Genomic DNA, 25,249 nt, shown 5'->3' with positions numbered 1-25,249 from the left:
AGGCCATTCTCGGAAACGGCTGAACTTAACAGCGTTAAGGAGACTCGCGGTGGGAGCCATGATGACCATGGACATGGACGTACTGATCGTGGGCGCGGGCCCGACCGGCCTCGCCCTCGGCATCGACCTCGCCCGGCGCGGGGTGGACGCGCTCGTCGTGGAACGGGCCGACCGGCTGTTCCCTGGTTCACGCGGCAAGGGCCTCCAGCCGCGCACGATGGAGGTCTTCGACGACCTCGGGGTGCTGGACGCGATCCGCGCGGCCGGGGGCGACTACCCGGTCGGGATGATCTGGCAGGACGGAAAGCGGATGGGCGAGCATCAGATGTTCGACCCGGACGAGGCGGGCGAGGCGAGCGACGGCTCGCCGATCGCCGGGCCGTGGATGGTGCCGCAGTGGCGCACGCAGGAGATCCTGTTCGCGCGACTGACGGAGCTGGGCGGAGAGGTCGCCTTCGGGCGGGAGCTGGTGGGGATCGCGCAGGACGCGGACGGGGTGACCGCCTCCTTCGCCTCAGGGGCTCCGGTCCGTGCGCGCTACGCCGTCGCCGCCGACGGCGGCCGTTCGGCCGTGCGGCGCGCGCTCGGGATCGGCATGACCGGCGAGACCGTGGACCCCAGCCCGGTGCTGGTCGCCGACGTCCGCCTCACCGGGCTCGACCGCGACAACTGGCATGTCTTTCCGCCGAGCGGGGACGGCGACGGCTTCCTCGCGATCTGTCCGCTCGCGGGCACCGAGGACTTCCAGCTCGTCGCCGGGTTTGCGGAGGGGAGCGACCCCGACCTCTCCCTCGACGGTATCCGCAAGGTCGTCGCGGCCCGCTCGCACCTCGCCCCCGAGGACGTGACGCAGGTGCGCTGGGCCTCGGACTTCCGGCCGCGGGCAGCACTGGCGGACCGCTTCCGGGCGGGACGGGTGTTCCTCGCCGGGGACGCGGCGCACGTGCACTCACCGGCCGGCGGGCAGGGCCTCAACACCAGCGTCCAGGACGCGTACAACCTGGGCTGGAAGCTGGGCGCGGTGCTGCGGGGCGGGGCCTCGGAGACGCTCCTCGACACCTACGAGGAGGAGCGGCGCCCCATCGCCGCGGACATGCTCGGCCTGTCCACGAGCATCCACCGCGGCGAGGTCCGGCGCGGTGCGGCGACCCGCCAACTCGGCCTGGGCTACCCGGACTCCACCCTCACCCAGAAGACCCGCACACACCCGGGCCCGGTCCTCGCGGGCGACCGCGCACCGGACGCAGCCGTCGACGGCGGACGGCTCTTCGACACCTTCCGAGGCCCGCACTGGACCCTGCTGACGGTCGGCACGGACACGGAGCTGCCCCCGCTCCCCGTCCCCACGGTCCGGATTCCGCCGCACGAGGCGTACGGCGACGGGGTCTTCCTCGTACGGCCCGACGGGTACGTGGGCTGGGCGGGCGCGACGGCGGAAGGACTGGCGGAGTACGCGGCCCGCGTGGACGTCCGCCAGTCCCCTTGATTCGCTAGGCGCCGGCCAGCGTGAGCTTCACGGCGAAGCCCAGGAAGAGCGCGCCGGCGGCGGTCGTGGCCCCCGCGGACAGCCGCTTGCGCCGACGGAAGGCGGCCGACAGTTTCGTACCGCTGAATATCAGCGCGCTGAGGTACAGGAAGCTCGCGAGCTGGGCGAACGCGCCGAGGACGACGAAGGAGACGGCCGGGTAGGCATACGCCGGGTCGACGAACTGCACGAAGAAGGCGACAAAAAACAGGATCGCCTTCGGGTTGAACAGGCTGATGACCAGCGCCCGCCGGTACGGCCGCTCCTCGGCGGCCGCACTCGCGGGCGCCTCCGCCTCCGCCTCGACCCGCTCCCTCCGGGTCCGCCACATCCCCCACGCGGCCCGCAGCATCCCGACGGCCAGCCACGACAGATAACCGGCGCCCGCGTACTTCACGATCCCGAACAGCAGCGCGTTGGCCTGCAGCAGCGAGGCCACGCCGGCCGCGGAAAGCGTCATCAACACGGCGTCCCCGCACCAGACCCCCGCCGCGGCCGTGTATCCGGCGCGCACGCCGCGGCGGGCCGCGACAGAGAGGACGTACAGGGAGTTGGGGCCGGGGAGCAGGACGATCAGGACGAGACCTGCCAGATATGTGGGGAGATCGATGACGCCGAACATGGAAAAGAGTGTCGCACGGGGGTACGACACTCGGATTCCGAGTTGTCTCAGGCGACCCGGCCCACCTTGATGACGTGGACGGTCACGGTGACGTTGTCCGGTCGGTAGAGCACACGCCAGGCTCCGACAGACATCCGGTAATAGCCGGAACCACCCAAGGCACGCGCCTCCTCCGGCCTGGGGGAGTCCCCTAACCCGCGCACGGCCGCCGCGCACGCCTTCGCCCCCACGGGATCGGCCTGGCGGAGACGGCGGAACTCTCCCATGGCCTGGTGGTCCCACACGACGGTGTAGCTCACCGTTCGGCCTGCCGGTCCTCGGCCTCCAACTGGGCCATGAACTCGTCATGCGTCATGGCCGGCCCGACTGGAGCCGCCTCGCGGGCACGCGCCTCGGCGACGTCAACCTGATCACGAAGACGCTCGAGCTCCTCCAGCTCCTCTATCGGAACCAGGGCAGCCGCGGGCTTGCCGTACTCGCTGATCAGGATGTGCTCACCCCCGTGCCGGACCCGGCCGACGAGCTGCCCGAGCTGGTTACGCGCTTCCACAAGCGGATACGTCTCCATGCGAGAACTGTACACACCCGCAGCAGTGTACGGTGCCCCAAACGCAAGGCAGTCTGCCGTAGCTCTCAGAACGCATCACTCGGCACGTAAGTCCCCCAAACCTCCCGAAGGGCATGGCACACCTCGCCCACGGTCACCCGAGCCCGCAGCGCATCCTTCATCGGGTACAGGACGTTGCCCTCCCCCTCGGCGGCCTTCTTCAACGCCGCCAGCGCCGAGTCCACCGCCGCCTGGTCGCGCTCCGCGCGCAGCTTGGCCAGACGTTCCGCCTGCTGGGCCTCGATCGCCGGGTCGACGCGCAGCGGCTCGTAGGGCTCTTCCGCGTCGAGCTGGAAGCGGTTCACGCCCACCACGACCCGCTCGCCGGAGTCGGTCTCCTGCGCGATCCGGTACGCGGAGCGCTCGATCTCCGCCTTCTGGAAACCGTGCTCGATGGCGGCCACCGCACCGCCCAGTTCCTCGACCCTCGTCATCAGTGCGACCGTCGCCGCCTCCAGGTCGTCGGTCATCCTCTCGACGGCGTACGAGCCCGCGAACGGGTCGACGGTCGCCGTCACGTCCGTCTCGTACGCCAACACCTGCTGCGTACGAAGTGCCAGCCGCGCCGACTTGTCCGTCGGCAGCGCGATCGCCTCGTCGAAGGAGTTGGTGTGCAGGGACTGGGTGCCGCCGAGGACCGCGGCCAGGCCCTGGACGGCGACGCGGACCAGGTTCACCTCCGGCTGCTGGGCCGTCAGCTGCACGCCCGCCGTCTGCGTGTGGAAGCGCAGCATCAAAGATTTCGGGTCCTTCGCTGCGAACTCCTCCCGCATCACCCGCGCCCAGATCCGCCGCGCGGCACGGAACTTGGCGACCTCTTCGAGGATCGTCGTACGCGCCACGAAGAAGAAGGAGAGGCGGGGAGCGAGGTCGTCCACGTCCATGCCCGCCGCGACCGCCGTGCGCACGTACTCGATGCCGTCGGCGAGCGTGAAGGCGATCTCCTGCGCGGGCGAGGCACCCGCCTCGGCCATGTGGTAGCCGGAGATCGAGATGGTGTTCCACTTCGGGATCTCGGCCCGGCAGTACTTGAAGATGTCCGCGATCAGACGCAGGGAGGGCTTGGGCGGGAAGATGTACGTTCCCCGCGCGATGTACTCCTTCAGCACATCGTTCTGGATCGTGCCGGTGAGCCGGTCGGCGCTCACCCCCTGCTCCTCCGCCACGAGCTGGTACAGCAGCAGGAGCAGGGCCGCGGGCGCGTTGATCGTCATCGACGTGGAGACCTTGTCGAGAGGGATCCCGCCGAACAGCACCCGCATGTCGTCGATGGAGTCGATCGCGACACCCACCTTGCCGACCTCACCGCTCGCGATCGGGGCGTCCGAGTCGTGGCCCATCTGGGTGGGCAGGTCGAAGGCGACGGACAGGCCCGTCGTGCCGTGCGCGATCAGCTGCCGGTAACGGGCGTTGGACTCCACCGCCGTACCGAAACCCGCGTACTGACGCATCGTCCACGGCCGGCCCGTGTACATCGACGGATACACACCGCGGGTGAAGGGGTACGAGCCCGGCGCGCCCAGCCTCTCCGCCGGATCCCAGCCTTCCAGGACCTCCGGCCCGTAGACCGGCTCGATGGGCAGTCCGGACTCGGATTCGCGCGCCATAGCCGTGCCTCCCGCTGAAGCTGCCTACTCCTTGCTCACAGACCTGTCCACAGTTTCATTCCCCACGGCATCCCGCAGTTCGCAACCAGTCGCCCGCGGGGAGCATCTCAGGGGATACGACGACACAACGGGGGTCGGGATGCGTACAAGGGACATGAGGACATCGCTGGCCGCCCTCGCGGCGCTCCTCGCGGTGGGCGCGGTCGGCGGCTGTACGGCCCAGGCCGTGGACGCGGACGGCAAGCAGCCGCCCGTGCGGATCGACCGCACGACCGCACCTGAGGACGCCGAGCCGAGCACCGAGCCGAGCACCGGCCCAAGTACCACCCCGAGCACCGAGCCGAGCGCCGAGCCGACGCCACCCGCCCCCGAGGTCCTCTGGTCCCGCGGCGACAAGGGCACCGACGTCCGCGAGGTCCAGGCCCGGCTGCATCAGGTCGCCTGGCTCATCGCCGCTCCGACAGGGACGTACGACGCCCCGACGGTCGCCGCCGTGAAGGGCTTCCAGGGCAAGCGGGGTCTGCCGAGCACCGGAGAGCTGGACACCGTCACCTGGCAGCGGCTGCAGCGGATGACGCACAAGCCGGCCCAGTGGGAGCTGTACCCCTACGGCGGGCAGCCCGCCGCGCGGCCGGACGCGCGCTGTATGACGGGCCGGGTGCTGTGCGTCAGCAAGGCGAGCCGCACCCTGCGCTGGATGATCGACGGGAAGACGGTCTCGACGATGGACGTGCGGTTCGGTTCGCAGTACACGCCGACCCGCGAAGGGGTGTTCAGCGTCTCCTTCAAATCCCGCCACCATGTGTCGACGATCTACGACTCACCCATGCCGTACGCGATGTTCTTCAGCGGCGGCCAGGCGGTCCACTACTCCTCCGACTTCGCGGCCCGCGGCTACTACGGCGCCTCGCACGGCTGCGTGAACGTACGGGACGAGGGGAAGATCGCGGCACTGTTCGCGCAGGTCCGCACGGGTGACAAGGTCGTCGTCTACTGGTGACGGCCGACCCGGAGGGTGAATGGGGGCGCGGGCGGGACCGGGGGAACGTGTCCCGCCCGCGCCGTATGCACTGAGCCATGGGTACGGGGGGAACCCCGGCTCCGTGCGGCGGCCGATGACCAGTCGGCTCACCCAGTACTGCGCCACGACGGCCGAAAACGTCACACCCGGCCGAAAAAAAGTTCAAGGAACTACGAAACCGCAGGTCAGAGCGGAGTCGCAGAGGGTTCCCGCAGCTCAGACCGCCGAGGGCAGCGGCAGTGCGCTGTACGAGGGGCTCGGGACAGCAGGGGACGGCGCGGCCGACGTCGACACGACCGGCGACGGCACGACCGGGGACGGCGACGTCAGCTTCCGCGGCAGCAGCGACGCCAGGGCCGAGGGCGACGCCGGGGTGAGGATCCCGCCGTCGCCATGGTGGGCATTGCCGCCCGGGCGTATGTGGTGGGCGTCGTCCTCACCACCACTGTCCCCGCCGGAGTCGCTGCCGGAATCCTGGTCGTCGTCACCGGTGTCCTGGTCGCTCTGGCTGTCCTGGTCGCTCCGGTCACTCCGGTCCTGGCCGGTGCTGCCGTCCGCCTGGCCCAGGATGACCTTGCAGTACGCCTTCACGCGCCCGCCGCCGCCCGCGGCGTTCTCCAGGACGCGCTTGCGGCCGGCTTCCAGCGCCTTGCCGTCGAGGACATCACGGCAGGACAAGCGCGCACTGCTCCACCACTCGGAGGAACGGCCCGAGTCGCCCGCGCCGAACGAGCCGGGCTGTCCGCTCGCGGTGGCACCCCCGCGCGCCTCGTCCTCCGAGGAGCCGGAGGAGCCCGAGGACCCCGAGGACCCGGAGGAGGAGCCGGTGGAGGAGCCGGTGGAGGAGCCGGAACCGGACGACCCGCTCGTGGTCGCGCCGGGCAACGGCACCGCGGAGCCGTCGGCCCGCGTCGCTCCGGGCGACGGCGAGACCAGCGGCCGATCCGGCGTCACCGCTGCGGAAACCGTGGCGGCCGGATTCGGCGAGTCGTCACGGAACGGAGTCGGCAGCACTCCGGTTCCGGTCGCGAAAGCGACCCCGCCGATCATCCCGGCGGCCAGCGCCGCGGCGAGCCCGAAGCGCACGGGGCGGCCCCAACGAGCCCGGGAACCACCCGGAACCGGGCGGCCCAGACGGACCAGACCGGCGTCGGAGGAGTGGGGTGCGGTATGCGTGCGGCTGCGGCGGCCGAGCTCGGCCGCCTCGCCGTTCTTCCCGGTGCCCGTCGTGCGGAAGGCAGCCAACGCGGCCGCCTCGCCCGGGAGTTCGGTGCTGTTCAGGGCGGGTTCGGCGGCCAGCGCGCCGAGCGCTTCGGCGAGCCGGTCCGCCCGGCCCTGGGTGTCGGCGTCGACGGCATCCAGCGGCTCACCACGCAGCAGACGCTCCGCGGCTTCGCGGTCCAGCCACTTGTAGTGCTCGTCGGCCATCACATGTCCTTCTGCGTCCGCGAACGCGTATGCGTCACACCCGCGGACGTCACCGCGCGTGTGCGCGACTCTCTTTGTGGGGGGACAGCGCCGAGAGCGCCTGCGGATTCCGGATCAGACCCCGGACGGGATTCCGGATCGGGTTCCGGATCGGATCCCGGGTCCGATTCCCGACGGGATGCCGGATCCTCGCCGAGCAGCTCCGCGAGCCGCTTGAGGCCGCGGTGCGCCGCGGTGCGGACGGCTCCGGGGCGTTTGCCGAGGGTGTCGGCCGCGGTCTTGGCGTCGAGGCCGACGACGACACGCAGGACGACGGCCTCCGCCTGGTCCTGCGGGAGCTGCGCGATCAGCGAGAGGGCGCTGTCGGTGGCCAGCGCCTCCATGGCCTCGCCCGCGGTGTCCGACTCGGCGGCCCGGCCGGTCAGCTCGGTCTCGTCGCCGCCGATCGAGGGGCGGCGCCCGCGCATCCGTATATGGTCGAGGGCGCGGTTGCGGGCGATCCGGGCAGCCCAGCCGCGAAACCGGTCCGCGTCGCCGCTGAACCTCTCCAGGTCCCGGGCGATCTGCAGCCAGGCCTCGGACGTGACGTCCTCCGCGTCCGGATCACCGACCAGCGTCCGTACGTATCCGAGCAGCCGTGGGTGCACCGCGCGGTACACAGTCCGGAACGCGGTCTCGTCCCCGTCCTGTGCCGCAAGCACCGCGGCGGTCAGCTCCGCGTCGTCCCCCAGCACCGCGTGCCCTTCTGCGCCTAAACCGGCGCCGCTTTCGCGGACCGGGTTCTCGCCGTCGTGGTTCCTCAATTGATGGTTGCGGTCTAAGGCCCCTCGTGGTTTGCGGTGGTCCGCCCTCCGCGCCCCGGCGCGAAAGGCACGTTACGACTTGAAACAGCTCCTCGTCCATGTCCGTACAACTTGCAACTACGTCGTGACAGAACGAGGTGTGACACAAAACGCAGCCGTGGCGCTGTAGAGAGTACGGGCCGCCGCGCGGCCCGTGCCGCGCGACGGCCGGGGCCTCTCCTGTGGGGGGTGGCGGCCCCGGCCGTTGCCATCGGCGAGGGCGGGACCTGCTGCTTCCCTGGACATCACGGAACCGGGTCTACTACTTAACCCTTGCCCTTGGACTAGTCCTTGTCCTTGGACTTCTTGGGTTTCGGCGTTGCCTTGGGCGTGCTCTCCGGATTGCCGGCTCCGTCGACGCTGTCCGCCTTGCCCGGAGACTTGGCGGCCTCCTGGTCCAACTGCCCAGCGCAGTACGTCTCGACGTTGCCCTCGCCACCCGCAGCGTCGATGAGCCGCTGCCAGGCCGTAGAACTCAGCGCCTTGCCCCGGCCCTTGACCGCGTCGTACGCGCGACAGTGGGCCTCCATGTCCTGCGCCTGGGACGGGTGGCCGCCCGGCTCGGCCCGCCCGGGGCCGGCGGAGTCGGACGGCGTCGGGTTCGCGGGCTCGGATCCGGACCCGTCCGTGGAGGCGCTGCTCGACGGCCGGGTCCCGCCCTGGTCCGCACCGCCGTCGTCCGACACCGAACCGATGCCCGCGACGGCGACCCCGCCCAGCGTCAGGCTCGCCAGCAGCACGGCGAGCGTGGTCCGCAGCGGGCGGCCCGCCTTCCGCTGCTCCCGCGGCCGCCAGTCGTCGCGGCGCCGGGAGCGCGCGGGTCGCACGGCGTGCGCGCCCTCGTCGCGCGCGGCACGGAACGCGGCGACGGCCCGCGCCTCCGCGCCGGCATCGCTCGCCACACGCCCGCGCACGGCGGCGGCGAGCAGCACCTCGACGGTTGGGTCTTCACCCGAGGGACGCACCTCGACGACAGGATCGTCGCCCCCAGGCGGCTCCACGAAGGCAGACTCGTCGCCCGCAGGGCGCGCGACCCGACGGGCGGGCGTCCCGCCACCGTTCTGCCTCTCACCCATGTCCGGATCCATCCCTGAAACTGCCCGACGTCCTCGGCTTGCTCGACTTGCCCGACCTACTCGGCTTGCCCGACCCACTCGACCTGCCCGCCGACTTCTTGCCGCTCATCCCGACTCCCCCAGCGTCCGCGGTGCCTCATCCGTCACACCCTCGACGCCGAGCTGCCGCGCGAGGCGCTTCAGGCCGCGGTGGGCGGCGGTACGCACCGCGCCCGGGCGCTTGCCGAGGACGCGCGCGGCGGCGGGCCCGTCCAGGCCGACGACCACCCTCAGCAGTACGGCCTCGGCCTGGTCGCGGGGCAGCCGGGCAACCAGTTCCAGGGCGTCCTGAGTGGCGAGGGTCTCCAGCGCCTGGTCGTCCGTGCTGTGCGTACCGGGCAGCTCCAGTACGTCCTGCTCGAGCGCGGTCGCCCGCGGCCGCACCTTCAGGCGTCGCAGATGGTCGAGCGCCCGGTGCCGGGCGATGGTCGCGGTCCAGCCGCGGAAGCCTGCGCCATCCCCCTTGAACCGGCCCAGATCCCGGGCGATCTCCAGCCAGGCGTCGGACGCCACGTCCTCCGCGTCATCACCGACGATCCCCCGCAGATACCCGAGCAGTCCGGGCTGCACGAGCCGGTACGCGACCGCGAAGGCAGCCTCGTCACCGTCCTGCGCCCGCGCGACGGCGATGCCCAGGTCCCCGTCGTACGCCTGCACGCGGCGGGGTTCCCCTCGCTGGCCCAACACTGTCCTCGTTCGTACCGAGTTCGCCCGAATCTCACGCCGTTCGACACAGTCGGGCCGTGTCGACGCCCCCATGGTCATCAGCGTCGGCTCCCACAGAAATGTCACAGCACATCAGCCACCCCTCCGCCTCACTCGTACCTCAGGCGATCTGCCGGGACGCCCGCCCGTGCAGTTGCAGATACAAGGTCCGTACGGATTCCCGCTCCCCCGCCTCGAACCGCTTCACGACCTTGCCGAGCGGGTTCCACACCCGCCCGTCGGACATCCGCACCCCGACGGGCTGACCGAACAACTCCCGCTGCCCGGCATCGAATTCGACCCATCGCGCCCCGGCCCGCCGCACCAGCACCTCACCCGTGTACGCGCCGAGCCCGAACAGCACATGCTCGACGCTGCCGCGCTCGGGCTCCCCCTTCCGCAGCCCGTCCACAATGAAGTCGACGACCCGCAGACTGTTCACGGAGTAGTCCAGCGGCACCCGGTTCCGCGCCGTGATCTGCCGCACGAACTGCGCCGCATGCTGCCGCATCCACACATCGACCGACGTCCGCTCCGCCACGAGCCCCCGCCCCCTCGTCCCCCTGCACCCGGGGCGCGGTCACGCACCGGTCCACCTGACCAAGCGGAACGCGGGCGTCGAACGTCACGCGTGACCGGAGTGACAAAGGTCATGGCATGGAGTTACTGGTTCGGCACAACCCTTTACCCCTCGCGATCGTCGCGAACGAGGTCCCGCCCACCCTCCTGAACGAGGGCACAGTGCCACCCACCCTCACCGCCGCCCGCCTGGCCGACGCGGACGCCACCCTCGACGACGCCCTCCGCGCCACCGGCACCCTCAAGAGCGCCGACAGGTGAATGCGCCGGGTCCGTCCTACGCGTGGAGGAACCTGCTGCAGCGCTGGAGTGATGAGTGGCTCGATCCGGTCCTGCATGAGCAGGAGCGGGCCGAGCCGTTTCCCGACAAGGTTCGCAGGGCGCACTGGCTGGGTACGGCAGGGGCGCCCGCTGAGGAGGTCAGAGCGCTCGAGGACCGCCTGGGCACCGCGCTTCCGCCCAGCTGTCGGCAGTTCCTGCTGACCAGCGACAACTGGCTCAACACGACTCATGACATCGAGCGGATCCTGCCAGGCGAGTGGGAGGCCTGGTACCTCGCCCGCCGGCTCCCCGGCGCCGTCCGTCACAGGTCGTTCTGGGATCTGATGAACGACGAGTACAAAAGCTTCCGCGGCGAGCGATGACCGTTACGGAACACCAGCGGAACGCCGAATCAAGGTCGCTCAACTGACGCCCGCCGGAAGCCGGATGTCCCCGTCGAACACCCCCCGGTTCTCCTCCCGAACATTTTGGCTGTAGGTGATGCTTTGCCCCTGGTAGGGGATCAGGAAGCTGCACTCGAAGCGGTGGGAGATGATCCGGAAGGTCTTGGCATCGAGGACCAGCACCTCGTCGAGCCGGTTCAGCAGAATCTGATCCTTGCCCGCAGTGACCCCGGACTTCCGCAGTTGCGTGAGGGTCGGTTCCAGTTCTCGTACCGCCTTCTCGACCGCGGGACGGTCTTCGACCTCAGCCAACGGCTGTGAGTCAACGCCCACTTGAAGCCGTACCTCGCCACCCGCTTCCACCACCGCAACGGCCCCTTCACTCGCCTCGGCGTAACTCTCGAACGCCTCAAGGGCGTCCACAGGGTCCTCCACCTTGTTGGCGATGTCCGGATCGGAGAGGGGCCCCTTCTTCCATACGGCGCCCGCCCCTCCCTCCTTCACATAGCCAACTCCCCCGACGACAAAGACCTCTTCAGGCTTCCCCACCCCCTTGCTGACGACGGTCCCCGTCGAGTGAAGGGCTTCGGGATCCTCGGTTCGGCGCACCGTGGACGTATAGGAAGCGGCACTCTCCTGCCCCTGCAGCACAAGCCCCTCCTCCCCCTTCACCTCGAAGGCCCACCCGCCCTCGGCCGCCATTGCCTCCCGGGCACGATCCAGAAATTCCTCCGGTGTCTTCGGCGCCGCGAACTGTCGCTCCTTCTTCGCGTCAGGAGTCGCCTTGACCGCCGAATCCACCACATTCGGCGACTCTCCCGCCCCGCCACCGGCAGAACAGCCGACCAGCAACCACGACAGCGGTACACCGACCAACGCCGCGCATCCGAAGCGAGCTCTCATACCCAGGATCTCCCGTTCCCTATGAAGGGGCCCGGTTATACCGGAGCGCGGGACGCGGTCGCGATCGTACGGACATTCAGGGCAAAGGCCGTTACAGACATTCGGCCGGCGACCGTGGTCGGGCGAGCTAGTCGGACTTTGCAGATCCCCGCCCCTGTGTGGCGTCCTTGTACACCACGGGCAGCGGCGGATTACCCGCTTCCTCGCTGAATTGCTTCGGCTTGCCGGGACGGATCACGGGCGACAGGGCTCTCCACACTTGGGCCACACGTCCCTCGTCGTACCTGCGGACATACCGTGAGCCGGTCGTACCCACGCAGGTACGCCAAGGGCGTCGCGCTGCCGTGGAAGAAGACCGTCGAGGTGCCGCTCGGCAGGCCGCCCGTCGTGACCGTCACGCTCGGCGAACGGGGCGGGCAGGCCGGCTGCACGCTCGCGATCCGCGGCCGGCATGGGCAGATGGCCACCGCTTCCGGGAGGTTCGGCCACGCCACTTGTCAGGGGAGCTGCCCACGGAGCGACGTGGGCGATGCGGCCCTGTGGCGACACAGTCCATGCGGCCTGTGGTGACGCTTTGTGGTCTCTGTGCGCTTGGTAAGCGGGCCACCCCTGTGACGGGTGGGCTTTTCGTAGCCCTTTCCAGGGTGGTTGAACTTTTCTAGGGGTGGAGCAGTTGAGTCGCAGGACGAACCATGTGTACAGGCCGCTGAGTCTGAAGCGGAGAGCATGGCTGACGATCGGTGCGGTCGTGCTGGGAGGCGCGGGGGCCGTCACGTACGCCGCGGCGAATCCGTCGGCACCCGACGACGACAAGGCCGCCGGTTCCCGCAAGCCAGCCGTCCACACCGTGAAGCTCAAGGACGAGGGCGCCGGCCGCAAGGGCCTGGACAAGCAGGGCACCGACCGGTTCAGCGCCGTGATGCTGACCTGGAGCAACCCGGACGTGGAGCCGAAAGGCACGCCCGAGGTGCGCTACCGCGAGCGGGAGAGCGGCGATTGGTCGGCATGGCAGAAGCTTCCGGACGACCCGTTCTCGGCCGACGGCGAGGAGGCCGAGCACGCCGGGACACGCGGCGGCACCGCGTCCCTGTGGACCGGCGACGCGGACGGCGTCGAGGTGCGGGTGGTCGGCGCGGACGGCACCGAGGCGAAGGGGCAGCCGTCCGGGATGGACGTCAGGCTGCTCGACCCGGGTACCGATCCGGGTAGCGGTCCGACGGGCGCCTCCACGGCGCAGGCCGAGCCCGCCGCGTACGCCTACCCGGCGGAGGAGACCACACCCGCGGCGAGCGACTCGGCGACACCCACGGACTCAGCGACTCCGACGGACACGGGTACGGGTACGAGTACGCCCACGGACTCGACAACCCCGACGGACACGGTGACTCCGACGGCCTCGACGCCCCCGACCCCGACGGACACCGCCTCCCCGACGCCGTCCCCCACCCCCACCAACACCGTCCCGGCGCCCCGCCCCTCAACGGTCATCAAGCCCCCGATCATCACCCAGTCCCAATGGGGCGCCTCCGCCGCCTACGACGGCACACCCTCCTACGGCACCGAGATCAAGGCAGCCGTCATCCACCACACCGGCGTCGACAGCGACAACAAACTCTCCTGCGCGCAGTCCCGCGCCCGCCTGCGCACCATCCAGCAGGAGCACATCTCCCGCGGCTACTACGACATCGGCTACAACTTCCTTGTCGACAGGTGCGGCCAGACCTTCGAGGGCCGCAGCGGCGGCATGGACCTGCCCGTGGTCGGCGCGCACGACGTCGGCTTCAACACGAACACGGTCGGCATCTCGTACCTCGGCAACTACGAGAGCGCCCAGCCGAGCCGGGCCGGCCTCGACGCCATCGCCCGGATCGTCGCCTGGAAGTTCGGGATGTACGGCATCGACCCGACCGGCAAGGTGACGCTGACGTCCGGCGTCGATGCCGGGGTCGACGGCAACAAGGTCGCGAAGGGGCAGTCGATCACACTGCCACGCGTCCTCGGCCACCGTGACACCAACAACACGGCCTGCCCCGGCGTCAACCTCTACAAGAAGCTCCCCCAGATCGCCACCCTGGCCAAGCTCCCCGGCGTCTCGCACGCCCTCGCCACGACCGACTACAACCGCGACGGCATCAGCGACCTCGCCGCCGGTACGCCAAAAGCCGGCGCCGGCATCGTCACCGTGGTCCCCGGTGGCCTCGACGGCCCGGTCACGGCCTCGAAGCGAACGCTCACGCAGAACAGCGCCGGCGTCCCCGGCTCCTCCGAGGCGGGCGACAGCTTCGGCGCCGCCACCGCCTGGGGCGACGTCAACGGCGACGGCTACGCGGACCTCGCGGTCGGCTCCCCCGGCGAGGACGACACCACCGGCAACACCGACCGCGGCTCGGTCACCGTCCTGTACGGCCCCGCCCTCAACTCCGGCTTTTCATACGCCACTTCGACGGTGACAGCAGCCGGGGCCAAGCTCGGCGCGACCGTTGCGGTCGCCGACTTCAACGCCGACGGCAAGGCGGACGTGTTCGCCGCGGGCACCGGCAGGGGCGGCAACTGGAACGCCCGCCTGACCGGCGGCGCAACGCAGACCGGCACCCTCACCACCTCGACGAGCTCGATCGCGTACGCCGATGCCGCGACCGGCGACTTCAACCGGGACGGCTACGCGGACGTGGCCCTCAACTACCGTGACGCGGGCGGCATCGGCCGCGTCACCTGGTTCAAGGGCGGCGCGTCCGGCCTGACGAAGGTGTCCGTCATCAGCGTCAGGGGCGGCCGCTCGATCGCCGCGGGCGACGTGAACGGAAACGGCTACGACGACATCGTCATCGGCCAGCCGTACGCCACCGAGTCCGGCGGCAAGGCAGGCGGCCAGGTCACCATGGTCCCGGGCACCGCGACCGGCTTCACCACCACCGGAATGACCACCATCCACCAGGACACGACCGGCGTTCCGGGCAGCGACGAGTCCGGCGACGCCTTCGGCATCTCGGTCTCGATCGGCGACTACAACGCCGACGGCTACGCGGACGTCCTCACGGGCGCCCCGAACGAGGACCTCACCCGCGACGGCGTCAACCGCGCCAACGCCGGCACGGTGACCCTCGTCAAGGGCACCTCCGCCGGCCTCACCGGCTCCGGCGCGGTCGCCGTCTCGCAGGACACCGCCGGCGTCCCCGGCTCCACGGAGACCAACGACAAGCTGGGCTCGGCCGTCTCACTCACCGACCTGTCCGGCTACGGCCGCGCCGACCTCACACTCGGCGCCGAGGGCGAGGACGCGGGCAACGGCATCCTCCTGTACGTCCCGACCAACAGCACCGGCCTCGGCCTGTCCACGGCGGCGATCCTGGGCAGGACCCCGCTGGGTACGCCGACGGGCGCCCACCTCGGTCAGGTGGTCACACCGTAGGTACGACCTCCGCGGCGGCGGACGCTCCCGCCGCCGCGGACAGTCGTCGACGGTCGAGTCGCGGGCTCAACGCGTGGCCTCCCGGCACAGCAGCCGCAGCGACCCGTCGCCCGCGTAGCAGCGGCGGGCCTCGGCGATCGGGTCCCACAGTCGCCCGTCGGGCGTACGGATCCAATGATCGCCGCCCGTCTCCCACCACTCCGCGCCCGTGTACCGGGCGACGACCTCACCGCCGTACGCCCCGAAGCCGCGCAGCACCGTCTCGACGGCGGCGTACGGCGCTCCCTCCCGGCGTATCTCCTCGATCAGCCGGTCGACACGCCACAGACTCTGCGCGGAGTAGTCGAGGCGCAGCCGGGCGCCCTCACGCATCGTCGCGACCGCGTCCGCCGCCCAGCGGATGGGCTTCGTCGCAGCTTGGGGCCGGGTTGCTTGAGTTGCGTTCACACTCGGAAGAGCGCCCTCCGAACAGAATTCGTCACGCCCGTCCGACGACTCCCCGACACCGGCGCGGGATCGCCCCGCGGCGCCCGCAGGACGGGCACAGGACTCTCGCAGGCGACGGGTTTACGACGCGGAGGGCGCCGTACCGGAGGGGTGTTGGCGACAGGACCCGCAGAACGCCATACCGGCGAGGCGCGGCGGTACAAAGTGGGAGACGCCGTACCGGGCGAGGCGCCGGCGCTGTCTACGCCCGCCCCCGTGCCCGGCGCGACACCACCGCCCGCAGCACCCGCCGCCCCTCCGTCGACTGGCCCAGGACATGCCGCAGCCCACCCGCGCCTCGGTCCGCGAGCAGCTCCAGGATGGCGATCTGGCGCCGCAGTTCGGCGGCGACGAGCGGTGACATGCCGTCCGTACGGCCCTCGCGGCGGGCCGCCACCGAGGACGTGCCGTCGGCGGCGATGTCGAGGAGCTCGTGGATCCGCAGGGCCGCCACGGAACAGGCGTCGGCCCACGCCCGCAAGGCATCGGCGGAGGACTCGACCGGAACGGTCGCGAGCATGCGGCGGACGAGGAAGGCGGCTTGGTCGTCGGGCGAGGCACCGGGGCCGGGGCCGGAGCCGAGATCGGAGCCGGAGTCACAGTCAGGGTCGGCGCCCCCCGGCTCGCCCAGATCCGCCCGCGCCTTCGCGACCCGCTCCCCCCACGCCTCCCCATCCACCAGGCTCGTCCACAGAGGCCGCAAAACATCGTCGTCATCGCCGCCCAGCAAGGGAACGCACCGATCCAAACAAGCCAGTCCGCTCGCCGCCAGACCACGCTCGTCGGCCTGAGCGATCAGGTCCACCAGGCTCATCGCGCCTCCCTCGAACTCCTCGAACACCAGGACAGGGCGCCTGTTTCTCACGGAGCCCGCACTTCCCCTTACTGCGTGCGACAGACCGGGAGTGTCACAGGAGCTCACAGGGGCACGACGCCGAGCCGGTCCAGGAACCGGAACAAGAGGTTTTCAGCCAACGGGTCGGCGTCCGCGGTCAGCACCTCGAGCAGCGGGCCCGCGACCACCGTGCGCCCGGCCTCCGCGGCCCAGGTGACGGCCCGCTCGGCGGCGTCGGACGGCTCCAGGAAGTAGTCGTCGACGGTGAGCCCCTGCTCGCCCGCCCCGAGGTACCCGGCCATCGCGGCCCGCGCCAGACACGTCGTCCAGGTCCCGCTCTCGGGCGCCGCCGCCTCGACGACCACGCAGTCGCTGTCCATGACGTACCCGAAGAGCGCGGGCGCGCCGGTCTCCCCGGCCAGGGTGTTCATGCTGCCGACGTCGCCGTCGCCGCTCGGGTACTCCCACACCTGCCAGCCGTCGGGTGCCGTCGTCCGCAGCACCATTCCGTCCGCGTCGGCCAGCGCGTCCAGCTCGGCCAGCGGCCGCTCGCTTCTGCCGACGACGTAGTACCCCCAGTAGCCCATGGCGGTTCCCCCTGGTGTCTGTCTCGGTACGGCTCGGGCCGAATACACCACAGGGGCAGGAGGGTTGGCCAGCGAATCGGGCGAATCGGCGCGCTTCAGACGGCCGCGGGGACCGGGCCGCGCAGGGCCTTCTCGTTCTGCATCCGGGCCAGCCGCAGGACCACGAGGCTCGCGAGCACGGCGGCCGCGAGGTCGAGGGCGTCCGCGAACATCACCTGACTGACGGCGTCGTGGATCTCCTGGGCCGTTTCGGCCTTGCGGTACGCGGTGACCCCGGCCCGGTCGGCGGCCAGCGAGATGATCCACAGCGTCCACCAGGCGTTGACGAGCCCGTGCCGACCGCGACCCGCGGGGCTGCTCGCGTCCCAGATGTCCAGCATGATCCGGCGCGGAAACCAGAGGTTCACCACCGGCACGAACCATCCCCCGACCGCCCAGCCGCGCTTCTTGCTGTGCCCGAACGGGTTGAATACCTCGGCGTTGACCCGTACCCGCTGGAACCAGATCAGGTAGACGACGATGGCCGCGACGAGCACGGACGTCTGCGTTCAGCCCAGTCGGTCCGCCAAGCTCTTGAAGTCCGCCCAGGACAGCGCCGGCCGCCCCGGATCCCACAGCTTCTGGACCGTCGCCCGCAGCGGCATCCTGATCCCCGCCGCCACCTGGTCCTGGGTCTGCGCACCCGAACGGTCGCACCAGACGGCGAAGGTCCCGCCGAGGATCTGGTCGTTGTACGTCGCGGCAACCGGGGTGGTGCCGCGCAGGACGAGCGGGGTCCACTGTTCGTAGATGCGCTGTCCGGTCGGGTAGACGAAGGTCTGCGGCTCGCCGAGGACGTAGTAGAGGAACTCGTCGTTGTAGTTGAGTACCTTGCGGCCCGCGCTCAGATATTCGACGGGCGGCCGCGCGCCCAGCTCCTTGCCGGTCCAGTACGCGACTTGCAGGTCGCCGTCCGCCTGCACCGTGCCCCCGCGGAAGAACCCGTCGTTCCAGGCCCGCATCGTCCGGTCGTGCCCGCGGATCACCTCGGCGCGGCCGTTGAGCCAGCCGGTCGCCAGATCGGCGACGCCCGCGCCCGCGCCGTAGGCGTTCTTGGCCGCGGTGGCCAACTGCGGATAGGAGGCCTCCGGGTTCGCCACCGTCAGCGCCTGGTACTCGTCGCCGCCCAGATGCCACTGCGAGCCGGGGAACAGTCCCGCGTACTCGTTCAGCAGGTCGTCGACGAGGTCCGCCGCCGCGGGCTTGGAGATGTCGATGGCGCCGCGGGTGGCCACCCCCGAGACGTTGCGCAGCTGAAGGTCGGGGTGCGCGGCGATCACCGCGCCCAGGTGCCCCGGCGAGTCGATCTCGGGGACGACGGTGATGTGCCGGCTCTTCGCGAGCTCGATGATCCGCGTCACCTCCGCCTTGCTGAGGTGCTCCTTCGACACGATCTCCGGGTGCGTGGTCGACGCGATACGGAAGCCCTGGTCGTCGGAGAAGTGCAGGCCCAGCTCGTTGAACTTCAGATCACCCAGCTCCCGGATCCGGTCCTCGATCCAGGCCGCCGTGAAGTGCTTGCGCGCGATGTCGAGCATGAGCCCGCGCCGCGGCTTCGCGGGCTGGTCACGTACGACACCCTCGGACGCCGTGCCGCCGCCCCGCACCTCCTGCTTGAGGGTGCGGGTGCCGTAGAAGACACCCGCCTCGCCGGGGGCCGTGATGGTGACCCGGCGGTTCTTCACGGTCAGGGTGTACGACTCCGGGTCGGCGTCCGTGTCGTTCAGGCCCAGCTCGACGTCCCCGTCCCGGGCCTGTGTCTCTCCGGCGTACGACAGCTTCAGCTCGCCGGCGAGCAGCCGCCCCTCGTCGGCGAGGTCACCGTCGCCCACGACCACGCGGGCGCCCGTGGCGGGACGCCAGCCGGGCCCGCGGGCGGGAGTGTGCTCGCGTACGGCGGGAATCGTGCGGGGGGTCTGGGACAGCGGGTACGTCCGGGTCGGCGAGGGAGACGGAGCGAGCGCCGACGCCGCCGGGCTGGACGTCCTGCCCGGCAGCACACCGGCCCCCGTCGCCTCGCCGCTGCCGCCGGCGGGCCAGAGCGAGACGGTCGCCGCGAGGGCACCCGCCACGGCGACACCCGTCACGACCAGCACCGGCCGCCGCCTCTCTTGCATCGGCGCCCGTCGCCTACCCCTGTTCACCGCATCACGCCCCTCACGTCGCGCACCTCACGTCGTACACGTCACGTCATACACGTCACGTCATACACGTCACGTCATACACGTCACGTCATACACGTCACGTCGTACACCTCTCGGGGAAACTCCAGCCCCCATCTCCACTTCAACCGTCCACTACACGTACCGAAACTCTCCCGGTCGGGTGAAATTCGGGCATCCGTCGGACAGCTCCCGTCAACGGTCGATAGCGTGGTGGCACAACTCTCACTTCTTTCCCAGCCGACACACATGTGGCATCCGAGTGACGTCACCGCTTTCCATCTTCATCCCATCTCCGAGAACCCACACCTCCATCCATCGCCGAGGACCCACGCTGCCTTCGCACCGTCTCCCACGTCTCCCCGGCCGGCTCGACCTGCCCGAGTTGTCCGAGCAGAAGAGCGCGCCGCCGTCCCCGGTCCGCCTGGAGCCGTTCAACTCCGCGTCCGCCGAAGCCGTCGAGGCCGCCCTCCTCACCTGCTGCCGCAGCCTGCGCTGGGCCCACCGGCTCGCCGACCACCGCCCCTACCCGGACCTGGACGCACTGCTCGCCGCGGCCGACGAGGCGGCGTACGACCTGACCGCCGCCGACCTCGCCGAGGCCCTGGCCGGCGAGTCACTCACGCTGCTCCCCGACGGCGGGTACTCCGCCGCCCACACCGCACTGAGCGCCGCGCACGCCGCGTACGAGAGCCGTTTCGGACACGTGTTCGTCATCTGCCTGGACGACATGCCCCCGACGGAAACCCTCGACCGGGTACTCGCCGCCATCCGATCACGATTGACAAACGATCCGGAGGAGGAACGGACCATCACGGCGGACGAACTCCGCCGCCTGGCCAGGGGCCGCCTGTCCCGCCTGGTCCAGCACTACGCGCCCCTTCAGGGCCTGGGGCAGTGACATGGTGCGGCCCCGCCGCATGGGCGCGATCAGCCACAAACAACCCGCACCCGACAATCCCCCGCAATAGCCCGAACGTGCCTGATTGATTGCCAGTTTGATCACATAGATAGGGCCGCTGTAAGCGTTCCGACAACTCGTCGCTACGATGGCCAGGGCCGGTGGACCGTACCCGGCCGGGCCCACCGACACAGAAGCCGGCGCGGCCCCAATCCCCGCTCCCGGAGGGTCTTCCGTGCCGGCTGGAACGCTGTACCGCGGCCGGGAAGGAATGTGGTCCTGGGTGGCTCATCGAGTCACCGGCGTCCTCATTTTCTTCTTCCTGTTCGTACACGTGCTGGACACCGCTCTCGTTCGTGTATCCCCCGAGGACTACGACAAGGTCGTAGCCACGTACAAGACGCCGATCGTCGCGCTGCTGGAGTACGGCCTCGTCGCCGCCATCCTCTTCCACGCGCTCAACGGCCTGCGTGTCATCGCCGTCGACTTCTGGTCGAAGGGCCCGCGCTACCAGAAGCAGATGCTCTGGTCCGTCGTCGGTATCTGGGTCGTGCTGATGGCCGGGGCGCTGTACCCCGTCCTCGGTCACGCATTCCGCGAAGTATTCGGGAGCTGACGCAGATGTCCACTACAGAGACCGCCGCTTCCGGCATCGGCCCCGTCGAGGGCGCGGGCGCGTTCTCGGCGTACGGCGTCGACAACCCGGCGCCGCTCATCGAGGCCCCGCGCAAGCGCACCAAGAAGACCCCGAAGTCGACCCGCGGCAACTTCGAGATGTACGGCTGGCTCTTCATGCGCCTGTCCGGCATCGTCCTGGTCGTCCTGGTCATCGGCCACCTGCTCATCCAGCTCGTCCTCGACGGCGGCGTCTCCAAGATCGGCTTCGCGTTCGTCGCAGGCCGCTGGGCGTCCCCCTGGTGGCAGACCTGGGACCTGTTGATGCTGTGGCTGGCGATGCTGCATGGCGCCAACGGCCTGCGCACGGTCATCAACGACTACGCGGAGCGCCCGAACACGCGGCTGTGGCTGAAGGGCCTGCTCTACACCGCCACGGTGTTCACGATCCTGCTGGGCACGCTGGTGATCTTCACCTTCGACCCGAACATCCGCTAGGCGCACGGGACTGAGGGACTGAGAAAAGCACTCATGAAGATCCACAAGTACGACACAGTCATCGTCGGCGCCGGCGGCGCCGGCATGCGCGCCGCCATCGAGGCGACGAAGCGCAGCCGCACCGCCGTGCTGACGAAGCTCTACCCCACCCGCTCCCACACGGGCGCCGCGCAGGGCGGCATGGCCGCCGCGCTGGCCAACGTGGAGGAGGACAACTGGGAGTGGCACACCTTCGACACGGTCAAGGGCGGTGACTACCTGGTCGACCAGGACGCCGCCGAGATCCTGGCGAAGGAGGCCATCGACTCGGTCCTCGACCTGGAGAAGATGGGCCTGCCGTTCAACCGGACGCCCAACGGGACGATCGACCAGCGCCGCTTCGGCGGTCACAGCCGCAACCACGGTGAGGCGCCGGTGCGCCGCTCCTGCTACGCGGCCGACCGCACGGGCCACATGATCCTCCAGACGCTGTATCAGAACTGCGTGAAGGAGGGCGTGGAGTTCTACAACGAGTTCTACGTCCTCGACCAGCTGATCACCGAGGTCGACGGCGTCAAGAAGTCGGCCGGTGTGGTGGCGTACGAACTCGCGACAGGCGAGATCCACGTCTTCCAGGCGAAGGCCGTGATCTACGCGTCCGGCGGCACCGGCAAGTTCTTCAAGGTGACGTCCAACGCGCACACGTTGACGGGTGACGGCCAGGCGGCGGTCTACCGCCGTGGACTGCCGCTGGAGGACATGGAGTTCTTCCAGTTCCACCCGACCGGCATCTGGCGCATGGGCATCCTGCTGACGGAGGGCGCCCGCGGTGAGGGCGGCATCCTCCGCAACAAGGACGGCGAGCGCTTCATGGAGAAGTACGCGCCGGTCATGAAGGACCTCGCGTCCCGTGACGTCGTATCGCGTTCCATCTACACGGAGATCCGCGAAGGCCGTGGCTGCGGCCCCGAGGGCGACCACGTCTACCTCGACCTCACCCACCTCCCGCCGGAGCAGCTGGACGCCAAGCTGCCCGACATCACGGAGTTCGCGCGCACCTACCTGGGCATCGAGCCGTACACGGACCCGATCCCGATCCAGCCCACCGCGCACTACGCGATGGGCGGCATCCCGACGAACGTCCAGGGTGAGGTCCTGTCGGACAACACGACGGTCGTCCCGGGCCTGTACGCGGCCGGCGAGGTCGCGTGTGTGTCGGTGCACGGCGCGAACCGCCTGGGCACCAACTCGCTGCTCGACATCAACGTCTTCGGACGTCGTGCGGGTATCGCGGCCGCCGAGTACTCGGCCAAGGCCGACTACGTCGAGCTGCCCGAGGACCCCGCGTCGCAGGTCGTCTCCCAGGTCGAGAACCTGCGCAACTCCACCGGCACGGAGCGGGTCTCGACCCTGCGCCTGGAGCTGCAGGAGTGCATGGACGCCAACGTGATGGTGTTCCGCACCGAGCAGACGATCAAGACCGCGGTCGAGAAGATCGCCGAGCTGCGCGAGCGCTACCGGAACGTCTCGATCCAGGACAAGGGCAAGCGGTTCAACACGGACCTCCTGGAGGCCATTGAGCTCGGCAACCTCCTGGACCTGGCCGAGGTCATGGCGGTCTCTGCCCTCGCCCGCAAGGAGTCCCGCGGCGGTCACTACCGCGAGGACTACCCGAACCGCGACGACGTCAACTTCATGCGCCACACCATGGCGTACCGCGAGGTCGGCGACGACGGCACCGAGTCCATCCGTCTCGACTACAAGCCGGTCGTCCAGACCCGCTACCAGCCGATGGAGCGTAAGTACTGATGGCTACCCCTGTTCTGGACAAGGTCGAGGCGGAGTCCGCGGCCTCTCCCTACATCACGGTCACGTTCCGAGTCCGCCGCTTCAACCCGGAGGTCTCGGCCGAGGCGACGTGGGAAGACTTCCAGCTGGAGATCGACCCCAAGGAGCGCGTCCTCGACGGCCTGCACAAGATCAAATGGGATGTCGACGGAACCCTCACCTTCCGCCGCTCCTGCGCGCACGGCATCTGCGGCTCGGACGCCATGCGGATCAACGGCAAGAACCGCCTGGCCTGCAAGACGCTGATCAAGGACATCAACCCTGAGAAGCCGATCACGGTCGAGCCCATAAAGGGTCTGACCGTCCTGAAGGACCTGGTCGTCGACATGGACCCGTTCTTCCAGGCATACCGCGACGTGATGCCGTTCCTGATCACCAAGGACACGAACGAGCCCACCCGCGAGCGACTCCAGACCGCCGAGGACCGCGAGCGCTTCGACGACACGACCAAGTGCATCCTGTGCGCGGCGTGCACGTCGTCCTGCCCGGTCTTCTGGAACGACGGCCAGTACTTCGGCCCGGCGGCCATCGTCAACGCCCACCGCTTCATCTTCGACAGCCGTGACGAAGCGGGCGAGCAGCGCCTCGAAATCCTCAACGACAAGGACGGCGTGTGGCGTTGCCGCACGACCTTCAACTGCACGGACGCCTGCCCGCGCGGCATCGAGGTCACGAAGGCGATCCAGGAAGTGAAGAGGGCGCTGATCACGCGCCGCTTCTGATCTTCTTGCTTGTACGTGTACGAGGGCCCCGTTCCCGGGTGGGAACGGGGCCCTCGTCCGTGCGGGCCCGGTGGCCCTTGAACCTCGCCCTATGACCCAGCTCACATGGTGGCCGTGCAGCAGACGAGAGGGCTTCCACGTCGAGGAGGGGTGACAGGAAGGGAGGAGCGTGTGGATCTGGCAACCGAGTGGAAACTGGGCACCGACCTCAGCGGGTCCGAGTCGTCGAAGGTCGATTTCCACAGCTTCGTCGACGCCCGGTCAGCGGCGTTGTTCCGCGGCGCCCTCGTCTTGACGGGTAACCGCGAGGCGGCGGAGGACCTGGTCCAGGAAACCTTGGAGCGGGCCTGCCGCAAGTGGCGCACGATCAGCACCAAGGACGCTCCGGACGCCTACGTCCGGCGCATCATGGTGAACCTGGCCAACGACCGGTGGCGGAGGTTCCGCCGCATGGTTCCGCAGCAGGACAGCGGCGACAGGGCAGCTCCGGGGGACGAGTACGGGCGCATAGACAGCAGGGACCAGTTGGTCCGCGCCCTGCAGCGTCTGCCGATGCGTATGCGCACGGTCGTGGTACTGCGTTATTTCCACGATCTGTCCGATGCCGAGATCGCAGCCGACCTGAGGATCTCACCGAGCACCGTACGGTCCCAGCTCGCACGCGGAATCGAAAAGCTGAGAAGCCAGTTCCCCGCACTCTCCGGCCCTTCACCACGGCAGCCCACGGAAGGAACCCGATGACCTCGAACGATTCGCGGCCTCCCGGCTGCACCTCTCATACCCCCTTCGAAGAGGAACTGGTAAACGCCATGAACAACTTCGCGAACACCGCCGGCGCGCCGGACTTCGACACCGCCGGCATAGTGCGCAAGACCCGCCGCAAGCGGAAGTCGGCCATAGCCGGTATCGCCGCCGCCCTCATCGTGGCCGGCGGCGGCACCGCCCTGGCCACCGGCACCAGCGGTTCGGACGCCCCGAAGCCTGCCGCCGCAGCCACCGCCGACGCCGCCACCATCTTGGTGGACGGCAGCAAGTACACGTACGAATTTGCGGGCCTCAGCCTGGACTTCGGCAAGCAGCTGCTGCTGAAGTTGCAGCTGAAGCTCGGCACGGTCAGCGAGACGGACTGCGGCAAGAACGGCAAGCCGGGCTCGGTCACCGCGGTCGACCCCCACAGCCCGAAGACCGTGTCCAAGGGCGACACCGTCAATCTGACGCTCTGCGCCGACTGACCTGAGACGCCCTGTCCCCACGTACGTCGCTGTGGCCCCGTCTCCCGGTGTCGCGCCGGAAAGAGGGGGCCTGTCTCGACCTGGACGCCACCGACAACCGGGTCACGGTCGCCAACACTTTGGCCCGAAGTGTTGGCGGTTTCCGAGAAGGGTCCCGGCAGCGGATTGGCCAACAGCGCATATGACCCTGAACGCAGAAAACCCCTGTACCGGATTCCCGGTACAGGGGTTTTCTCTACAATTAGTTCGGCGGCGTCCTACTCTCCCACAGGGTCCCCCCTGCAGTACCATCGGCGCTGTGAGGCTTAGCTTCCGGG

At 69.7% G+C, this 25,249-nt stretch carries 28 protein-coding genes and 1 rRNA gene; 13 read left to right on the top strand and 16 right to left on the bottom strand.

What is annotated here, in order from left to right; all coding sequences use genetic code 11:
* The first annotated feature begins 67 nt into the window (after positions 1-67).
* Positions 68-1,486 carry an FAD-dependent oxidoreductase gene (locus ACX28W_RS30465; protein WP_459003047.1) on the top strand — a complete coding sequence of 473 codons (1,419 nt, stop codon included), beginning with the start codon at positions 68-70 and terminating at the stop codon, positions 1,484-1,486.
* Between the two features lie 4 nt (positions 1,487-1,490).
* On the opposite strand, the gene leuE is transcribed toward ACX28W_RS30465, so the two are convergent.
* From leuE to ACX28W_RS30445, 4 genes are all read right to left on the bottom strand, one after another.
* On the bottom strand, positions 1,491-2,147 hold the full coding sequence (leuE, locus tag ACX28W_RS30460; protein WP_459002989.1) for a leucine efflux protein LeuE: 657 nt from the start codon (positions 2,145-2,147) through the stop codon (positions 1,491-1,493).
* 47 nt (positions 2,148-2,194) lie between these two features.
* Positions 2,195-2,446, bottom strand: a complete 252-nt coding sequence (locus ACX28W_RS30455) for a type II toxin-antitoxin system RelE family toxin (RefSeq protein ID WP_459002988.1) — start codon at positions 2,444-2,446, stop codon at positions 2,195-2,197.
* Complete coding sequence (locus ACX28W_RS30450; protein ID WP_459002987.1) at positions 2,443-2,715, bottom strand: type II toxin-antitoxin system Phd/YefM family antitoxin; 273 nt, start codon at positions 2,713-2,715, stop codon at positions 2,443-2,445. The genes ACX28W_RS30455 and ACX28W_RS30450 overlap by 4 nt, the downstream gene beginning before the upstream one ends.
* Positions 2,716-2,780: 65 nt before the next feature.
* Positions 2,781-4,361: an acyl-CoA mutase large subunit family protein gene (locus ACX28W_RS30445; protein WP_459002986.1), complete on the bottom strand. Its 1,581-nt coding sequence runs from the start codon at positions 4,359-4,361 to the stop codon at positions 2,781-2,783.
* A gap of 154 nt (positions 4,362-4,515) precedes the next feature.
* Between ACX28W_RS30445 and ACX28W_RS30440 the strand changes: the two genes are divergently transcribed.
* Positions 4,516-5,361, top strand: coding sequence for a L,D-transpeptidase family protein (locus tag ACX28W_RS30440; protein WP_459002985.1), 846 nt, complete (start codon positions 4,516-4,518; stop codon positions 5,359-5,361).
* 237 nt (positions 5,362-5,598) lie between these two features.
* On the opposite strand, the gene ACX28W_RS30435 is transcribed toward ACX28W_RS30440, so the two are convergent.
* The 5 genes from ACX28W_RS30435 to ACX28W_RS30415 form a co-directional block, all read right to left on the bottom strand.
* Positions 5,599-6,810 (bottom strand): hypothetical protein, encoded by a 1,212-nt coding sequence (locus ACX28W_RS30435; protein WP_459002983.1) that lies wholly within the window; start codon positions 6,808-6,810, stop codon positions 5,599-5,601.
* Positions 6,810-7,544, bottom strand: coding sequence for an RNA polymerase sigma factor (locus ACX28W_RS30430; protein ID WP_459003046.1), 735 nt, complete (start codon positions 7,542-7,544; stop codon positions 6,810-6,812). Before ACX28W_RS30430 ends, ACX28W_RS30435 begins: the two co-directional genes overlap by 1 nt.
* Positions 7,545-7,936: 392 nt before the next feature.
* Positions 7,937-8,728: a hypothetical protein gene (locus ACX28W_RS30425; protein ID WP_459002981.1), complete on the bottom strand. Its 792-nt coding sequence runs from the start codon at positions 8,726-8,728 to the stop codon at positions 7,937-7,939.
* Positions 8,729-8,833: 105 nt separating this feature from the next.
* On the bottom strand, positions 8,834-9,451 hold the full coding sequence (locus tag ACX28W_RS30420; protein WP_459002979.1) for an RNA polymerase sigma factor: 618 nt from the start codon (positions 9,449-9,451) through the stop codon (positions 8,834-8,836).
* A gap of 142 nt (positions 9,452-9,593) precedes the next feature.
* The gene (locus tag ACX28W_RS30415) at positions 9,594-9,983 is read right to left on the bottom strand and encodes a hypothetical protein (RefSeq protein WP_459003045.1); all 390 of its coding nucleotides are present in this window, start codon (positions 9,981-9,983) and stop codon (positions 9,594-9,596) included.
* Positions 9,984-10,129: 146 nt separating this feature from the next.
* Here ACX28W_RS30415 and ACX28W_RS30410 point away from each other — a divergent pair, with 146 nt between their 5' ends.
* Positions 10,130-10,312 (top strand): hypothetical protein, encoded by a 183-nt coding sequence (locus ACX28W_RS30410; RefSeq protein ID WP_459002978.1) that lies wholly within the window; start codon positions 10,130-10,132, stop codon positions 10,310-10,312.
* Entirely contained in the window at positions 10,309-10,695 is a 387-nt protein-coding gene (locus tag ACX28W_RS30405) for a hypothetical protein (RefSeq protein WP_459002976.1), read from the top strand. The genes ACX28W_RS30410 and ACX28W_RS30405 overlap by 4 nt, the downstream gene beginning before the upstream one ends.
* Positions 10,696-10,734: 39 nt before the next feature.
* On the opposite strand, the gene ACX28W_RS30400 is transcribed toward ACX28W_RS30405, so the two are convergent.
* Positions 10,735-11,619 (bottom strand): hypothetical protein, encoded by an 885-nt coding sequence (locus tag ACX28W_RS30400; RefSeq protein ID WP_459002974.1) that lies wholly within the window; start codon positions 11,617-11,619, stop codon positions 10,735-10,737.
* A gap of 297 nt (positions 11,620-11,916) precedes the next feature.
* Here ACX28W_RS30400 and ACX28W_RS30395 point away from each other — a divergent pair, with 297 nt between their 5' ends.
* Entirely contained in the window at positions 11,917-12,189 is a 273-nt protein-coding gene (locus tag ACX28W_RS30395; protein ID WP_459002973.1) for a hypothetical protein, read from the top strand.
* Positions 12,190-12,313: 124 nt separating this feature from the next.
* Positions 12,314-15,028, top strand: a complete 2,715-nt coding sequence (locus ACX28W_RS30390) for an FG-GAP-like repeat-containing protein (protein ID WP_459002971.1) — start codon at positions 12,314-12,316, stop codon at positions 15,026-15,028.
* 66 nt (positions 15,029-15,094) lie between these two features.
* Here ACX28W_RS30390 and ACX28W_RS30385 read toward each other — a convergent pair whose 3' ends face one another.
* From ACX28W_RS30385 to ACX28W_RS30365, 5 genes are all read right to left on the bottom strand, one after another.
* Positions 15,095-15,475 carry a hypothetical protein gene (locus ACX28W_RS30385; protein WP_459002969.1) on the bottom strand — a complete coding sequence of 127 codons (381 nt, stop codon included), beginning with the start codon at positions 15,473-15,475 and terminating at the stop codon, positions 15,095-15,097.
* A 241-nt stretch (positions 15,476-15,716) separates the two neighbouring features.
* On the bottom strand, positions 15,717-16,328 hold the full coding sequence (locus tag ACX28W_RS30380; protein WP_459003044.1) for a hypothetical protein: 612 nt from the start codon (positions 16,326-16,328) through the stop codon (positions 15,717-15,719).
* A 104-nt stretch (positions 16,329-16,432) separates the two neighbouring features.
* A complete protein-coding gene (locus ACX28W_RS30375) occupies positions 16,433-16,936 on the bottom strand; it encodes a hypothetical protein (RefSeq protein WP_459002968.1) in 504 nt (167 codons plus the stop codon).
* A gap of 95 nt (positions 16,937-17,031) precedes the next feature.
* On the bottom strand, positions 17,032-17,472 hold the full coding sequence (locus ACX28W_RS30370) for a DUF4328 domain-containing protein (protein ID WP_459002966.1): 441 nt from the start codon (positions 17,470-17,472) through the stop codon (positions 17,032-17,034).
* Positions 17,473-17,484: 12 nt separating this feature from the next.
* A complete protein-coding gene (locus ACX28W_RS30365) occupies positions 17,485-19,071 on the bottom strand; it encodes a beta-N-acetylhexosaminidase (RefSeq protein WP_459002964.1) in 1,587 nt (528 codons plus the stop codon).
* A gap of 442 nt (positions 19,072-19,513) precedes the next feature.
* Between ACX28W_RS30365 and ACX28W_RS30360 the strand changes: the two genes are divergently transcribed.
* From ACX28W_RS30360 to ACX28W_RS30330, 7 genes are all read left to right on the top strand, one after another.
* The gene (locus ACX28W_RS30360; RefSeq protein WP_459003043.1) at positions 19,514-20,038 is read left to right on the top strand and encodes a 2-oxo-4-hydroxy-4-carboxy-5-ureidoimidazoline decarboxylase; all 525 of its coding nucleotides are present in this window, start codon (positions 19,514-19,516) and stop codon (positions 20,036-20,038) included.
* Between the two features lie 235 nt (positions 20,039-20,273).
* On the top strand, positions 20,274-20,654 hold the full coding sequence (gene sdhC, locus ACX28W_RS30355) for a succinate dehydrogenase, cytochrome b556 subunit (RefSeq protein WP_369233716.1): 381 nt from the start codon (positions 20,274-20,276) through the stop codon (positions 20,652-20,654).
* Between the two features lie 5 nt (positions 20,655-20,659).
* Positions 20,660-21,151, top strand: a complete 492-nt coding sequence (locus ACX28W_RS30350; RefSeq protein ID WP_459002962.1) for a succinate dehydrogenase hydrophobic membrane anchor subunit — start codon at positions 20,660-20,662, stop codon at positions 21,149-21,151.
* A 33-nt stretch (positions 21,152-21,184) separates the two neighbouring features.
* Complete coding sequence (gene sdhA, locus ACX28W_RS30345) at positions 21,185-22,939, top strand: succinate dehydrogenase flavoprotein subunit (RefSeq protein WP_459002961.1); 1,755 nt, start codon at positions 21,185-21,187, stop codon at positions 22,937-22,939.
* Positions 22,939-23,700, top strand: coding sequence for a succinate dehydrogenase iron-sulfur subunit (locus ACX28W_RS30340; RefSeq protein WP_459002959.1), 762 nt, complete (start codon positions 22,939-22,941; stop codon positions 23,698-23,700). The genes sdhA and ACX28W_RS30340 overlap by 1 nt, the downstream gene beginning before the upstream one ends.
* A 171-nt stretch (positions 23,701-23,871) precedes the next feature.
* Positions 23,872-24,441 carry a SigE family RNA polymerase sigma factor gene (locus ACX28W_RS30335; protein WP_459002957.1) on the top strand — a complete coding sequence of 190 codons (570 nt, stop codon included), beginning with the start codon at positions 23,872-23,874 and terminating at the stop codon, positions 24,439-24,441.
* 68 nt (positions 24,442-24,509) lie between these two features.
* Complete coding sequence (locus ACX28W_RS30330) at positions 24,510-24,932, top strand: hypothetical protein (RefSeq protein ID WP_459002956.1); 423 nt, start codon at positions 24,510-24,512, stop codon at positions 24,930-24,932.
* 244 nt (positions 24,933-25,176) lie between these two features.
* Here the strand turns inward: ACX28W_RS30330 and rrf are convergent.
* Positions 25,177-25,249, bottom strand: a 5S ribosomal RNA gene (gene rrf, locus ACX28W_RS30325); the annotation flags it as partial.

This window comes from Streptomyces sp. SD15, from assembly GCF_054462255.1.
Note: the sequence above shows the minus strand (reverse complement) of the source record. Positions and strands in the feature narration are given on the sequence as shown.